At 68.2% G+C, this 13,377-nt stretch carries 13 protein-coding genes and 2 pseudogenes; 8 read left to right on the plus strand and 7 right to left on the minus strand.

All coding sequences use genetic code 11. The features are described from left to right. The 4 genes from ACFY1U_RS02965 (at nt 1) to ACFY1U_RS02980 (ending at nt 4,105) form a co-directional block, all read left to right on the plus strand. Nucleotides 1-1,869 (plus strand): CheR family methyltransferase, encoded by a 1,869-nt coding sequence (locus ACFY1U_RS02965; RefSeq protein ID WP_390692373.1) that lies wholly within the window; start codon nt 1-3, stop codon nt 1,867-1,869. Nucleotides 1,870-1,893: 24 nt separating this feature from the next. After that, nucleotides 1,894-2,757, plus strand: a complete 864-nt coding sequence (locus ACFY1U_RS02970; RefSeq protein WP_390692374.1) for a GAF domain-containing protein — start codon at nt 1,894-1,896, stop codon at nt 2,755-2,757. Between the two features lie 79 nt (nt 2,758-2,836). Further along, nucleotides 2,837-3,574 (plus strand): ANTAR domain-containing protein, encoded by a 738-nt coding sequence (locus ACFY1U_RS02975; protein ID WP_390692375.1) that lies wholly within the window; start codon nt 2,837-2,839, stop codon nt 3,572-3,574. 231 nt (nt 3,575-3,805) lie between these two features. Further along, complete coding sequence (locus tag ACFY1U_RS02980; RefSeq protein WP_390692376.1) at nt 3,806-4,105, plus strand: hypothetical protein; 300 nt, start codon at nt 3,806-3,808, stop codon at nt 4,103-4,105. A 28-nt stretch (nt 4,106-4,133) separates the two neighbouring features. Here the strand turns inward: ACFY1U_RS02980 and ACFY1U_RS02985 are convergent, their stop codons facing one another. From ACFY1U_RS02985 to ACFY1U_RS02995, 3 genes are all read right to left on the minus strand, one after another. Next, nucleotides 4,134-4,718 carry a hypothetical protein gene (locus tag ACFY1U_RS02985; protein ID WP_390692377.1) on the minus strand — a complete coding sequence of 195 codons (585 nt, stop codon included), beginning with the start codon at nt 4,716-4,718 and terminating at the stop codon, nt 4,134-4,136. 1 nt (nt 4,719) lies between these two features. Beyond that, a complete protein-coding gene (gene htpX / locus ACFY1U_RS02990) occupies nt 4,720-5,637 on the minus strand; it encodes a zinc metalloprotease HtpX (protein WP_390692378.1) in 918 nt (305 codons plus the stop codon). A 127-nt stretch (nt 5,638-5,764) separates the two neighbouring features. Continuing rightward, nucleotides 5,765-6,028, minus strand: coding sequence for a hypothetical protein (locus tag ACFY1U_RS02995; RefSeq protein ID WP_390692379.1), 264 nt, complete (start codon nt 6,026-6,028; stop codon nt 5,765-5,767). Between the two features lie 404 nt (nt 6,029-6,432). Here ACFY1U_RS02995 and ACFY1U_RS03000 point away from each other — a divergent pair, with 404 nt between their 5' ends. Next, nucleotides 6,433-6,768, plus strand: a complete 336-nt coding sequence (locus tag ACFY1U_RS03000; protein WP_390692380.1) for a hypothetical protein — start codon at nt 6,433-6,435, stop codon at nt 6,766-6,768. Between the two features lie 263 nt (nt 6,769-7,031). Next, nucleotides 7,032-7,439, plus strand: coding sequence for an SseB family protein (locus ACFY1U_RS03005; RefSeq protein WP_390692381.1), 408 nt, complete (start codon nt 7,032-7,034; stop codon nt 7,437-7,439). Between the two features lie 641 nt (nt 7,440-8,080). On the opposite strand, the gene ACFY1U_RS03010 is transcribed toward ACFY1U_RS03005, so the two are convergent. The 3 genes and pseudogenes from ACFY1U_RS03010 to ACFY1U_RS03020 all read right to left on the minus strand — a co-directional run bounded on the left by ACFY1U_RS03010 (nt 8,081) and on the right by ACFY1U_RS03020 (nt 10,294). After that, nucleotides 8,081-8,287, minus strand: a complete 207-nt coding sequence (locus tag ACFY1U_RS03010; RefSeq protein WP_390692382.1) for a hypothetical protein — start codon at nt 8,285-8,287, stop codon at nt 8,081-8,083. A gap of 374 nt (nt 8,288-8,661) precedes the next feature. Then, nucleotides 8,662-9,514, minus strand: a pseudogene (locus ACFY1U_RS03015) (transposase); the annotation flags it as partial. Between the two features lie 312 nt (nt 9,515-9,826). Next, the gene (locus ACFY1U_RS03020; protein ID WP_390692383.1) at nt 9,827-10,294 is read right to left on the minus strand and encodes a hypothetical protein; all 468 of its coding nucleotides are present in this window, start codon (nt 10,292-10,294) and stop codon (nt 9,827-9,829) included. Nucleotides 10,295-10,489: 195 nt separating this feature from the next. On the opposite strand from ACFY1U_RS03020, the pseudogene ACFY1U_RS03025 reads away from it, so the two are divergent. Beyond that, nucleotides 10,490-11,021, plus strand: a pseudogene (locus ACFY1U_RS03025) (hypothetical protein); the annotation flags it as partial. A 148-nt stretch (nt 11,022-11,169) separates the two neighbouring features. On the opposite strand, the gene glnA reads toward ACFY1U_RS03025, so the two are convergent. Beyond that, nucleotides 11,170-12,579, minus strand: a complete 1,410-nt coding sequence (gene glnA, locus ACFY1U_RS03030; RefSeq protein ID WP_390692384.1) for a type I glutamate--ammonia ligase — start codon at nt 12,577-12,579, stop codon at nt 11,170-11,172. A gap of 197 nt (nt 12,580-12,776) precedes the next feature. Here glnA and ACFY1U_RS03035 point away from each other — a divergent pair, with 197 nt between their 5' ends. Then, nucleotides 12,777-13,244 carry an RDD family protein gene (locus tag ACFY1U_RS03035; protein WP_390692385.1) on the plus strand — a complete coding sequence of 156 codons (468 nt, stop codon included), beginning with the start codon at nt 12,777-12,779 and terminating at the stop codon, nt 13,242-13,244. The last annotated feature ends 133 nt before the right edge of the window (nt 13,245-13,377 follow it).

The raw sequence follows: 13,377 nt of genomic DNA on the forward strand, positions 1-13,377 counted from the left end.
ATGGTTGACGGACAACCGGACGTGGAGACGGACGAGGAACTGGAGCAGCTCCTCGGCTTCCTCAGGGACGCCCGCGGTTTCGACTTCACCGGTTACAAGCGGTCCTCACTGGGCCGCCGCATCCGCAAACGGATGGCGGACACGCAGATCACGTCGTACACCGACTACCGCGACCGCCTGGAGACCAATGCGGATGAATTCAACGCCCTGTTCAACACCATCCTGATCAACGTCACCTCCTTCTTCCGCGACCCCGAGGCCTGGACCTTCCTCCAGCGCGAGGTGATGCCCGAGCTGATCGCGCAGAGCGGGAGCGAGGACGAGATCCGGGTGTGGAGCGCGGGCTGCTCCAGCGGTGAGGAGGCCTACTCCCTGGCGATCATGTTCGCCGAGACCCTGGGCCTTCAGGAGACCCTGGAGCGGGTCAAGATCTACGGCACGGACGTCGACGACGAGGCACTGCGCGACGCCCGCTCCGGTCTGTACTCGGCCAAGGGCCTCGAACCACTCTCGGCCGAGTTGCGCGACAAGTACTTCGAGCAGAACGGGGCCCGGTTCAGTTTCCGCCCCGACCTGCGCCGCAAGGTGATCTTCGGTCGGCACGACATCACGCGCGACGCCCCGATCTCCCGCCTCGACCTGCTCGTCTGCCGCAACACGCTGATGTACTTCAACGTCGAGGCGCAGACGCAGATCGTCGACCGCTTCCACTTCGCGTTGCGCGAGGGCGGCTGCCTCTTCCTCGGCAAGGCCGAAATGCTGCTCAACGACGCGGACCGGTTCGAGGTGATGAGCATGCGCCAGCGCGTCTTCCGGCGCCGTCCCGGCGAGGCCACGCCGCCCTACCAGCCGGCACCCGTGAAGATCAGGGCGGGCATGGGCGGCGAGTTGCAGAGCATGGCCCGGCACCGGCAGCTGCGCGACCTCATCCTCGACGCGACCCCCAGCGCCGCCCTGGCCGTCGACTCCGAAGGCGTGGTCATCCTCATCAACAGCCACGCGCGCGTGCAGTTCGGACTCACGGCGACCGACATCGGGCGCCCCTTCCAGGACCTGGAGATCTCCTACCGCCCCGTCGAACTGCGCTCCCTGATCGAACAGGCCACCCACGAGCGGCGCACCCTGCGGGTCAACGGCGCCGAACGCCGGGTCGCCGACGACGTCCAGTACTTCGACATCCTCGTCCAGCCCGTGACCGGCACCGACGGCCTGTCGGTCGCCATCCACATCACCTTCAACGACGTCACGGTCGCCACACAGCTCAAGTCCGAGATCAAGCGCGTCCGAGAGGACCTCGAGACGGCCTACGAGGAACTCCAGTCCACGAACGAGGAGTTGGAGACGACGAACGAGGAACTCCAGTCGAGCATCGAGGAACTGGAGACGACCAATGAGGAACTCCAGTCCACCAACGAGGAGTTGGAGACCACCAATGAGGAACTCCAGTCCGGGAACGAGGAACTGGAGACCACGAACGAGGAGATGCGGGTCCGCACCGAGGAGCTGGACGAGGCCCGCACCTTCCTGGAGGCCGTGCTCACCTCCATCGCCGCCGGGGTCGTCGTCCTCGACCAGGGCCTGAAGGTCAAGAGCTGGAACCGCGGCGCCGTCGATCTGTGGGGTCTGCGCCCCGAGGAGGTCCTGGACCAGCCCTTCCACGGTCTCGACTTCGGACTGCCCACCGGCGAGCTGCGCGAGACCATCCAGCTCTGCGTCGACAGCGGCAAGCGGGGAGACCCGCTGCCGGTGCCCGCCGTCAACCGCCTGGGCCGGTCGATCGTGTGCATGGTGCAGTGCAGCCCCTTCGACGGCCACAACGGCGGGGTGGTCCTGCTCATGGAAGAAGGCCGGACAAACGGCTCGCAGTGAGAACCTGAAGCGTACGATTCCGGTATGGCGACCGGACGTGAGGTCTCGGACCTCATTGCCTCCGCCGAACGGCAGGCCGCTGCGGCGCGCCTCCGTTCGGAGAAGGAGAGCAGCAGTGCCGAGCGGCATGAGCTCCTCGCCGGTCAGGCCCGCACCGAGGTCCTCAGGGACATGTACCTGCGGATCGCGGCGATCCACCGTTCCACCGCGGCCTGCCACCTGACCGCGGCCCGGCTTCAGGAGGACTACGTGGACCGGCTCACCAGCTGGGCACGTACGCGCGACGTCCCGAAGCCCCTGTTCATGTCGGGTGTGGCAGCGGCCTGCGGCACCAGCAGCGCCGCCGTCACCCTGGTCGGAGCGACGCTCGACCAGCTCGGCCTGGCGGCCTCCGACGAGTCTGCCCGCGCCGCCCAGGAGCTGGAGTTCCTGCTCGGTGAGGGCCCGGCCCGGGACGCCGCCAAAGAGCTCTGTCCGGTGGCCGCGGACGGCTCGGCGCTGCTCGACCGCTGGCCCGGGTACGGGCCCGCGGTGGCGGACCTGGGCATCGGCGCGGTGGCCGCCGTACCGCTCAGCCTGTCCGGCACCTGCGTAGGCGCACTCGCGGTCTTCGATCCGGCGCAGGGCGTCACCGACTCGGACACCTTCTCCGAGGTCGCCGAGGCGCTGACCCGCTCGGTGATCCTCGACGTGGACGGCGACCCCGGTATGTACGGCGCCACCGATCTGCGCGCCAAGGTGCACCAGGCCGCCGGCATGGTCTCCGTGCACCTCGACTGCCTGGTGGCCGACGCACTGGAACTGATCAAGGCACATGCCTTTGCCGAGGGTGCCTCCGTGCACTTGGTGGCGGAGTCCATCCTGCGCGGTGAACTGCGCCTCGGCTGAGGCGGGGGAGACGACGGGGCGTGGGCAAGGAAGACTGCGGACGCATCACCGGCCGAAGTCCGAGAGCGAAGGAAAGCTGATGAGCACGGTATCCCCGTCGCGGCAGCAGCAGCTGGCACAGGCGTTCGTCGACCTGGCCGCCAGCCCGGTCACCGCACCGTCCGACCCGACGGGGCTCCTCGCGGCCCTCGCCGCGCACGGAACCAAGCTGCTCGGCGACTGCGCCGTGGTCGTGCTGTACGCTCCCGACGACTCCTGCGGTGCCGAGGTGGCCGGCACCGGCCAGGACCTGCTGCACCTGGCACGCTCCGCCGCCACCTGGGGCGAGGGGCCCGGGTCGGAGGCCCGCCGCACCGGTTTCCCGGTGGCGGACACCCCCCTGGACAGCGACCGGGCCCGCCGGGACTGGCCGCGCTACACGGCCCGGGCGGTGGAACTGGGTTACGGCCGGGTCGCCGCGCTGCCCCTGCATGTCGGCGGGGACACCCTGGGAGCCCTGGTACTGCTCGGTCCCGGCAGCACACCGCTGCCTCACGAGCTCCTGACGCTGGCCCAGGCCCTCGCCGACGCCGCCGGCTGGACCCTGGAACGGGAGCGCCGGCTGCGCGAGACCCAGGCCCTGGCCGACCAGCTGGGCCAGGCGCTGAACAGCCGTATCGTCATCGAACAGGCCAAGGGCACCCTCTCCGCCCGGCACTCCATCACCGTCGACGAGGCCTTCCGCGTCCTGCGCTCCCACGCCCGCTCCCACCGCCGCCGCCTGACGGAGGTGGCCCGGGAGGTGGTGGAGCGGACGCTGGATCTGGGAGTGGACTGACGTCGCCTCCGGGGCTCCCGGCCGGAAAACAGGATGCACGCCCGGTGACCGTCTCCCTACGCTGGACATGCGTCGCGGAGCTGCCCACCACCGCTTTCCGCAGGACAGGCATCACCCTGCGGACTCGGGGCTACTCTCTACGCACCGACGGACGGACGCCCATCCCCCAGCGCCCCGTCGGACGAGAAAACCATCACCGCTCACTCATCCACGCCCAAACGGAGGCCCGTCATGGGCACCATCGTCATAGCCGGGACCGCCGTCCTGGTGCTCTTAGGATTCGGAAACCACGTCTGGTGGCTGGCCGCGGTCGCCGTGCTCTTCCTGTACGCGCAGTACGGGCGCAGCGGCACCAAGGGCGGCTCCGCCTCGCAGTCCTCGCAGTCGTCGGGGGGATCCTCGTCGGGGTCGATGCCGGCCACGTACCAGGCCTACCGCAAGCGCCGTGACATGCAGGCCAAGTGGGAGCGCCGCTACGCCCGCGAGCGCCCCCTTGAGTCGCGCCGCCAGGAGCGCGAGAAGAGCAAGTGAGACGACGTGAACCGCTGGTAGGCGCCGGTCACAGGCCGGGCGCGCCCCACACCGGGAACCAGCGGCTCAGGTCCTGCTCCATCCGCAGGTCGTCGGCGAGCGCCGCCTTCACCTGCAGTTCCAGCGCGTTGTCGCGCCGCTGCCCACCGCCGGGCAGCGGCGCGAACGGGTAGAACGTGCCGCGCTTGTAGAGATAGACCAGCGCGAGCCCCCGGCCCCCCTCGCTCTGGAAACCGGCCAGGGAGCACAGCAGTTGCGGCCCGAAGCCGTTGACCTCCATCGAGCTGTTCACCGCGTGCAGATCGTTGACCAGCTCGGACAGCTGGTCGGGGGAGCGGCGGGAGACCAGCCAGGAGTAGCCGTACTCGTCCTGGCTGAGCTCGACCGGGGGGCCTTCCCGGTCGGCGTCCGCGTCCAGCAGGGCCTGGACCTCCCGGTGCGTCTGCTCGAAGGCCCCGCCCTCGACCGTCGCGAAGCACACCGCGCCCGTGCCGGTCGGCGTGAAGCCGGCCGCGGCCTCGAGGGTCACGGCCGCCGACGGCAGCGCGAAGAGCTGGTCGAGATCGGGCAGGACCGGTTTCGTACGGCCGAGCAGAATGTCCAGGAGCCCCATGTCACCCCTTTCCGGGTGTTGCCGCATCACCCAACTCGGCGGAGATCCGCCCCAGTTGGTCGAGCCGCTGCTCCAGGCTCGGGTGCGTGGAGAAGAACCGCTCGATGCCGGGCTCCTTGCCGGCCGCGGGGGTGAAGTAGAAGGCGTTGAAGGCCTGCGCCGTCCGCAGGTCCTTGGTCGGGATTCTCGCGATGTCGCCGGAGACCTTGGTCAGCGCGGAGGCCAGCGCCGAGGGCCGCCCGGTGAGCAGCGCCGCCGCCCGGTCCGCGGCCAGCTCCCGGTACCTCGACAGCGCCCTGATCAGCAGGAAACTGATCGCGTACACGGCCGCCGACACACCCATCACGGCGGCGAAGACGGCAGCGGTGTTCTGGTCCCGGCGCCCCCCGCCGAACAGCTGCGAGTAGAAGGCGAACCGCACGATCAGGCCCGCGATCACGCCGAGGAACGACGCGATCGTGATCACGGCGACGTCCTTGTGCGCCACGTGCGACAGCTCGTGCGCGAGGACGCCCTCCAGCTCCGCGGGCTCCAGCCGCCGCAGCAGCCCGGTCGTCACACACACCACCGCATGGTCGGCATTGCGTCCGGTCGCGAACGCGTTCGGCATGTCCATCTCGGACACCGCCACCACCGGCTTGGGCATGTCGGCGATCGCACACAGCCGGTCGACCACCGCATGCAGCTCGGGATACTCCTCGCGCTCCACGACCCGCCCGCGCATGGCGAACATCGCGATCCGGTCGGAGAACCAGAACTGCGCCACGAACATCGCCGCCACCAGCACCACGACCAGCAGCCACGACTTGAGCAACACGATCAACGCGGCGACGAAGGCCACGTACAACAACCCGAGCAGGAACATCGTGACCGTCATCCGCACGGTCAACCGCCGGTCGCTCCGGAAGCGGCTCTGCATCTGCCATCACCCCGCAGTCAGGCACTCGTCCCACTGCCAGTGTGCACCCAGCCACTGCCATGAAGTGGTCCCGAACGGCTCTAGGAGCCGCAAAAGGTCCCTGTGAGAGGCCGCTGGGCAGAGTCCTCTAGTACGGGGCCCGGAACTGTGCCCACCCGAGCAGCACGATGATCGCCGCCACACTGCCCAGCACGATCGCCGTCGACACCCATGAGGACCTGCGCGGCGCCACCGGCTCGGGATCCGCACGGAAGGGCTGCGGCTCCGGCGGGTTCTCCCTCCAGCGCGCGGCCAGCATCCGGGCCCGCGCCGAGGGCTCCTTGTGCTGCGCGTCGTCCGCCCACCTCAGGTCGAACTCGCGCTCCTGGTCGTCGTGTTCGTGCTCCGGCATCCCGTCCACCCCCGTGTCATGGCATCGGCAGAGGCAGAATAGAACATACGCCCGCGCCCCCGCTGTCGGTACGACAACGGGGGCGCGGGCGCTGTGCCTGGGACAGGCGTCGATCACACGTCGCTGTCATTGTCTGTCGTTGTTGGTAGTCATTGGGCTGTCCTCGGACGGCCCAGATACGGCCCAGGATGCGCTCGGGTACGTGCCGCCCCTCGAAGGCAGTGGCCTCCGCCTGTCCGGGCTGAGAGGGTGAGCCGGTGACTGATGACGAGGTCGTGGAGACAGTGCGCGCTGCAGCCCGGACACGTACGCTGCCCCCGCCTGCGGGGCCGGACGCTCTCGCCCATGCGGAACAGGTCATCGGGTTTCGGACGCCTCCACTCCTTCGGCGTCTGTACAGCGAAGTGGCCAACGGAGGGTTCGGACCGGACGACGGCATCCTGGGCGTGAGCGGGGGCCACGCACAAGGCAACTTCTACGACATCGCCGAGCTGTACCACGGCGGCCCAGATCCCTCCGGCCGCATCCCCGCCGGCCTGGTGCTGATCTACGACTGGGGTTGCACCATCTGGTCACTGGTCGACTTCCGCGACCCTGCGGGCCACATGTGGTGCAGCCACCAGGGAGAGCTCTGGGCCCAAGGGATCACTCTCGCGGAGTGGCTGATCGGCTCGTCGGCAGGAACCGTGACGGTGGATACGCTGCTCGACAGCCAGCCCGCCGTCGAGCGCGTTCAGTAGCCGGTCTACTGATCACGGGTCTCGCCCACCAGCGAGGTTGAGGAAGCCCACGGCTCTGACCTGGTCGGACGCCGTGGGCTTCTGTGATTGTTGGTCGACGTCGGGTGACCTGGGACGGCCCAGCGATGAAACCTCGTGCAGCTGCCGTCGATGTGATCGACATCTGCTCTCATCGTCGACGCATGATCGGACCGATCGCGGGTAGGCGAAGTTGACGATCCGTCGTCTCTGGGTCGTTTCTATGCACAAAAGGGTGCGGCGCGATGACTGAGATACCGGCAGAGGTCTTCGAACTGGTGGCGCGGAAGGCTCTGCAAGACCTGTCCACCGCGGTGGACCTATCGGCACTGGATGCGCTGGCCGGCTGTGACGTGCTGATTCCTGCGATCGGCGGGATCCGATACACGCGTAACCGCAGTGAACTCGTGCGGCTTGTGCTTCCGGTGATCGAAAGCGCCAACGACGCCCTCGCGGTCATGGTGTTCACCTCGGAGGAACGGCTACTCAGGGCGTTTCCCCAGGTGCCCTGCTACAGGCCTGTCACCCTGCGGGACCTGGCCTCTCGCTGGCCGAGCGACGAGGTGGTGCTGGTGATCGACGCCGGGGACCAAGACGAACTGACACTGTCCGCGCACAACGCGCGGTGGCTGCTCAGCCGCTGCCTCGTGTGACCGCCAGGTCCGTACGGCCGCCTCGAGCTCCGCGAGCGCGGCTCCAGCGCTCCCCTTCAGGAACCGAACGGATTGAGTGAACAGCTAGCTTGACGTCGCGGTCGGCGGCGCCTCAATGACCGAGTCAAGCAGGTGGGGCGCCATTGCTCGGTTGAGAACAGCGCCCCGTGCAGCACTTGTTTCAAGCTGCCCCTCGATGCGAACTACGGGCGGGTCGGTCGCTGAGGTCTACCCGGCTGATCAGATGTTCGCTGGCAGTTGGTATTGGTCGGCTGCGGTTGCCGTGGTTGCTGTACTCCACTGCTGTACAGCACAGCTCACCGTGCCGGGTTCTCCCAGGGGGCGTAACGCTTCAGTGCCGTCTGTTCCGTCAGCCCGAGCCGCTTCGCCGCCCGACGTCTCTCCCGGACTTCTGCAGCCGACCGACAGGGTAGAGAGGGCACTTGACCAGGACCACGGCTTTAGGAGCGAGGTTGGGCGATCACGGGCGTGACCTGCCGATTCCCTACCTTGGCAGACTTCGGCCGGTGCCTCCCGATCGCACCTCGGTGCACCGTGAGTCCCCGTCCGTTCTGGCGCGAGAGTGGCACGTTCCGCGGCTGTTCCGTGGTTCCCTCGACGCGAACCACGGGCACGTCACTCTAGACGCGCTCGCGCTGGGAACGTATCTGCCGGTAGATCGCGTGGCATGCGGACAGCATCAGGAAACTGGCACCGAGCGGCCAGAACAGAGAAGCTCCCTCTCGGTGCATTCTCACGCCCTCTGCCAAGAGGATCGCGGAGATGATCAGGCTCAGATAGGGCATCACCTTTTCCGCCGGGCCGCCATCTCTGAATGGGTTCTCCATGATCGCCCTCTCCGTCTATGGGGAGCGGCACTGTACCGCGCGGGCGGTGGAGTCTTAATGGCCGATTCAATCCGTTGGAGGGCTGGTTCCTTCTTCCCATCCCCACTCGTTGCGGCAGTCGACGCAGGTGAGGTGTGTGGGCACCGACTCCGTCGTGCTGTGTGCAATGCGGAAGAGTTCCTGCTCGTCCGTGGTGGTGGGGACGAACACGGTCAGGACGCGGTCTGTTGCTGCGCCGCAGCGGGGGCACGGCGTGGGTGGATCAAGGCGTGGACGCATGGATCACCTGTTTGGTCGGTTGAGCGCCCAAGGTAGTCAACTGCGAGGCAGGACATAGCTGATGGAGAGGGCAGGGCTTCGTGCCCGGCTCAGGCGGCGGGGATGTGCTTGTGTCCCTCGGCTCGTTTCTTGAGGTAGTAGGCGCGGTTGGGGCCTTCCCGAATGATGCTGGTCTGGGCGGAGACGTAGAACACGCGGCGAAGGCGGCGGCTGTAGCGCTGGGGGCGATGCAGGTTGCCGGTGCGCGTCCGGAGTCTTTCGCAACCGGGATGAGACCGACATGTTGGGCGTGCGCGGCGGTGAGGGCGGTGGCGGCGACCGTTTCGGGGTGGCGCACGCGTCGGGCGGCGAGCCATCGGGTCAGGCGGGTCTGCCCGCAGCGGCGGAGGGCGGCGGGGGTCCGATAGCCGGTGAGCAGGGCGAGGGCGCCCTTGTGGTCGGCGTAGTCGAAGGCCGTTTCCAGGGCAGGGCTGATGCCGGTGAGCACGTCGTGCAGGCGGTTGAGCAGACGGACCCGGTCGGCGATGAGGTCGCAGCGGTGGGTCGTGAGCAGGGCCAAGTCGGCGGCCAGCTTGGTGGGGACCTCGATCGGGGCGAAGTCCTTTCGCAGGCGGGCGGTATCGGCGATGACGTAGGCGTCGCGGGCGTCTGTCTTGGCCTCGCCCTGATAGGCGCCGGACATGCGGTTGACCGTCCGGCCGGGCACGTAGACGACCGGTTGTCCGTAGTCAGCGAGCAGGGCCAGCAGCAGGGCGGGCGCGGTGTCCGTGAGGTCCACTGCCCATCGAATCGTGCGAGGACTTCGCTGAGGCCGGCCAGGATGACGGCCTCGTCGTTGCAGACTCTCCGGCTCCAGACGCTGGTGCCGGTGTCGTCGATAGCGACCCACCAGTGGTGGGCCTTGCTGGCGTCGATACCAACCCATACACGGGGCGTCCGTGTGGTCATGTGGCGGTCTCCTCGGGCTGCGGACAGCGTGCCATTGGTCCAAGGACACCCCGCCGTCAGCTCCGTGAACAGCGACCGATTCGCACATCTCAATCGGCGGCCTGGGCGTCCCGAAGAGCGGGGCGGCCACTCCACCGGAGCCACCGGGGGCAAGCGGCTTTAGAGCAACACCCCACTCTTCCGGACCGCCAAACAACCTACGGAGCGGCTTTGGGCTGGAGCTGATCTGGCGATAGTGATGGGGCTGCAATCCGCGGGGATGACGACGCCCCGCCGACGCTGGTCGGCGGGGCGTTCGGGCCTGTGCGAGGGTCAGCAGGCGTTGTACTTCCAGTCGCCGCCCTCCAGCGTCCACGGCTGCTTCGTCTGGTCGAACTTCGGTAGGCCCTTCACCTTGTACGAGACGTGGCCCATGTCCCCCGAGACGGTGGCTTGTACGTCCGTCGCCGGGTGGTCGGGCCCGTAGTCCTTCGCGGCCTGCTTCACCGTGGCCTCGAACACGGCCGGATCCGCCTTCGCCCGGCAGCGCTTCGACAGGAACGCGTAGGCGCCCTTCCCTTCCCCGCCGAAGTACAGGTCCGTGTACGTCTCGGCGACGCGCTCCAGATCGACGGAGTCGGCCGGCGTCGGGGTGATGGTCGGCGTCTCGACGGCCGCCGTCCTGGTGGGTGTGCTGCTGCTCGCCGAGTCGGGCTTGTCGTCGCTGCTGGACGAGCAGGCGGTGAGCGCGGCGAGCAGGAGCGCGGTGGTGGTGAGCGTGATGGTGGCGCGGGTGCGCATGTGTTCCCCCATGGACGTGCGGTCTGAGGGGGCATGGTGACACAGGCGAGCATGGGTGAGACCCGCGCCCCTGGGGATTAGGCGCGGGCCTCAGATCCGTAGGCGCGTGCACCCTGGATGCGCGCCCTGCCGACGCACACACCCCACCGCCCACCTCCCGGGAGGGCCACGCTGTGGCCCACCCCGTCTTCTGCCCGGACCCTCGCGGACTCAGGGATGGCAGCGTCGTATCAGCGGACGGTCTTCGCGAACGTCTCTGCTGTGTTCGGCGCGGCCGTGGATGACGGAGTTCTGACCCGGAATCCCTGCCGCGCAGGCTCCGTACGGGCGCCGTCGACGTCGGTGCCGGTTGTGGTTTGCGGCAGGGGGAGATTTTCGGGCTTGCTGTCGACGAAGTCGACTTCGTCGAGGGAACGGTGCACGTCGTGCGACAGGTCAAGCTGATCGGCCCGCAGATGGTGTTCGCCCCGCCCAAGGGCGGCAAGCTGCGAGATATGCCGCTGCCGGACGTGGTGTCGGATGCGTCTACGCATCGGTGCTGCCGGACTCGGGGGAGAACATCAAAGCCCTGGCCGAGTACCTCGGCCACTCCGACCCGGGATGCACGCTCCGGACTTACACGCGCCTCATGCCGAACAGTCGGGATCGTGCTCGCTGGGCCATCGACGCCGCCTTCGGCCTACCGGCTGCGGCTCCCGGCCCGGGCGGAGCCGAAGCACTGACCTGAGCGGCGGCGGGGCCGCGTGGCTCTGGACCCCTATGTGCCGCAGGGCCTCGAAACGGCCGTCGGCCGTGCCCTGCCGGCGAGGAAGGACACGGCCGACGGCCCACAGACGGCCCAGGGGAGCGGAAACCCGCTCTGACCTGGGGCGATATCACACGTCGAAGTAGAGCTCGAACTCGTGCGGGTGCGGACGCAGCTGCAGCGGGGCGATCTCGTTCGCGCGCTTGTAGTCGATCCACGTCTCGATCAGGTCGGATGTGAAGACGTCACCGGCGAGCAGGAACTCGTGGTCGGCCTCGAGGGAGTCGAGGACGGCCGGGAGCGAGGTCGGGACCTGCGGGACGCCCGCGTGCTCCTCGGGGGCCAGCTCGTAGAGGTCCTTGTCGATCGGCTCGGCCGGCTCGATCTTGTTCTTGATGCCGTCCAGGCCCGCCAGCAGCAGGGCCGAGAAGGCCAGGTACGGGTTGCCGGAGGAGTCGGGCGCACGGAACTCCACGCGCTTGGCCTTCGGGTTGGAGCCCGTGATCGGGATACGCATGGCCGCGGAGCGGTTGCGCTGCGAGTACACCAGGTTGACCGGCGCCTCGAAGCCCGGCACCAGACGGTGGTAGGAGTTCACCGTCGGGTTGGTGAAGGCGAGCAGCGACGGGGCGTGCTTGAGGATGCCGCCGATGTAGTAGCGGGCGGTGTCCGACAGGCCCGCGTAACCGGCCTCGTCGTAGAAGAGCGGGGAGCCGCCCTGCCACAGCGACTGGTGGACGTGCATGCCCGAGCCGTTGTCGCCGAAGATCGGCTTCGGCATGAAGGTCGCGGTCTTGCCGTTGCGCCAGGCCACGTTCTTCACGATGTACTTGAAGAGCTGGAGGTCGTCGGCCGCGGCGAGCAGCGTGTTGAACTTGTAGTTGATCTCGGCCTGGCCGGCGGTGCCCACCTCGTGGTGCTGGCGCTCGACCTGGAGGCCGGAGTTGGCCAGCTCCAGGGAGATCTCGGCACGCAGGTCGGCGAAGTGGTCGACCGGCGGGGTCGGGAAGTAGCCGCCCTTGTAACGGACCTTGTAACCACGGTTGTCCTCGAGGGCACCGGTGTTCCAGGCGCCGGCCTCGGAGTCGATGTGGTAGAAGGCCTCGTTCGCGGAGGTCTGGAAGCGCACGCTGTCGAAGACGTAGAACTCGGCCTCGGGGCCGAAGTACGCGGTGTCGGCGATACCGGTGGACGCCAGGTAGGCCTCCGCCTTCTTCGCCACGTTGCGCGGGTCACGGGAGTACTGCTCGCCCGTGATCGGGTCGTGGATGAAGAAGTTGATGTTGACCGTCTTGTCGCGGCGGAAGGGGTCGACGCGCGCCGTGGAAAGGTCGGCGCGGAGCGCCATGTCGGACTCGTGGATGGCCTGGAAGCCGCGGATCGAGGAGCCGTCGAATGCCAGCTCCTCGGCCGGGTCGAAGGCCTCTGCCGGCACCGTGAAGTGCTGCATCACACCGGGCAGGTCGCAGAAGCGGACGTCGATGAACTTGACGTCCTCGTCCGCGATGAACTTCTTGGCCTCGTCGGCGTTCTGGAACATCCAGCTCCTCCTACTCCCGACCGCCTCGCCGGGGTGGTAGTTCGTTCGTGCGGCCAGTGCGGTGGCACACGCTGTCCTCGACCCTAGGGACGGGTGATTTCTCGGGCGTGACCCATTTGTTTCGCACAAGTTAACCGGACCGAGTCCGGTGTACCCCACCTGTCCGTATCGCGAAACGGGCGCAGTACCGTGGACGCGTGGACAACAGGGATGCAATCGGCTCATGGCTCTCGGGCCCCCGCGCGGCCGCAGAGGAAGCCGGTGTCGACTTCGGATACCGCGGTCAGCAGCTCGGTCTGCCCGAGGAGGGGCCCGGCTCGATCGCCCGCCCGGGCCGCCGGTTCGGCGCCCTGTTCGTCGACTGGGGCCTGTGCCTGTTGATCGCATACGGTCTTATTACTCACGGCTACAACCAGGCGACCGGCAACTGGGCTCTGCTCATCTTCTTCCTGCTCGGCGTCCTGACGGTCGGCACGATCGGCTTCACCCCCGGTAAGCGCCTCTTCGGCCTGCGCGTGGTCGCCCTGGACACCGGCCGCCCCAGCCCCCTCCGCGCCACCCTCCGCACGGCCCTGCTCTGCATCGCCATCCCGGCCCTGATCTGGGACCGAGACGGCAGGGGTATGCATGACCGCCTGGCCCGCACGGTCGAGGTCCGCAGCTAGTCGCTCCGCGGGGTGCGCCGTTTTTCGTCTGCCGCGCCATCGTGGTTTCTCGCGCAGTTCCCCGCGCCCCTTCAGGGCGCTACGACGAAGGGGGCGCCCGGAGTGATCCGGGCGCCCCCTTCGTCGTAGGAGC

Source organism: Streptomyces sp. NPDC001351, assembly GCF_042896045.1.
In the GTDB taxonomy this organism is placed as follows: Bacteria; Actinomycetota; Actinomycetes; order Streptomycetales; family Streptomycetaceae; genus Streptomyces.

Bases quoted from the DNA above. Each gene is read 5' to 3' on its own strand.
- ACFY1U_RS02965 (WP_390692373.1), top strand. From the start codon at position 1: ATGGTTGACGGACAACCGGACGTGGAGACGGACGAGGAACTGGAGCAG.
- ACFY1U_RS02970 (WP_390692374.1), top strand. From the start codon at position 1,894: ATGGCGACCGGACGTGAGGTCTCGGACCTCATTGCCTCCGCCGAACGG.
- ACFY1U_RS02975 (WP_390692375.1), top strand. From the start codon at position 2,837: ATGAGCACGGTATCCCCGTCGCGGCAGCAGCAGCTGGCACAGGCGTTC.
- ACFY1U_RS02980 (WP_390692376.1), top strand. From the start codon at position 3,806: ATGGGCACCATCGTCATAGCCGGGACCGCCGTCCTGGTGCTCTTAGGA.
- ACFY1U_RS02985 (WP_390692377.1), bottom strand. From the start codon at position 4,718: ATGGGGCTCCTGGACATTCTGCTCGGCCGTACGAAACCGGTCCTGCCC.
- htpX (WP_390692378.1), bottom strand. From the start codon at position 5,637: ATGCAGAGCCGCTTCCGGAGCGACCGGCGGTTGACCGTGCGGATGACG.
- ACFY1U_RS02995 (WP_390692379.1), bottom strand. From the start codon at position 6,028: ATGCCGGAGCACGAACACGACGACCAGGAGCGCGAGTTCGACCTGAGG.
- ACFY1U_RS03005 (WP_390692381.1), top strand. From the start codon at position 7,032: ATGACTGAGATACCGGCAGAGGTCTTCGAACTGGTGGCGCGGAAGGCT.
- ACFY1U_RS03010 (WP_390692382.1), bottom strand. From the start codon at position 8,287: ATGGAGAACCCATTCAGAGATGGCGGCCCGGCGGAAAAGGTGATGCCC.
- ACFY1U_RS03020 (WP_390692383.1), bottom strand. From the start codon at position 10,294: ATGCGCACCCGCGCCACCATCACGCTCACCACCACCGCGCTCCTGCTC.
- glnA (WP_390692384.1), bottom strand. From the start codon at position 12,579: ATGTTCCAGAACGCCGACGAGGCCAAGAAGTTCATCGCGGACGAGGAC.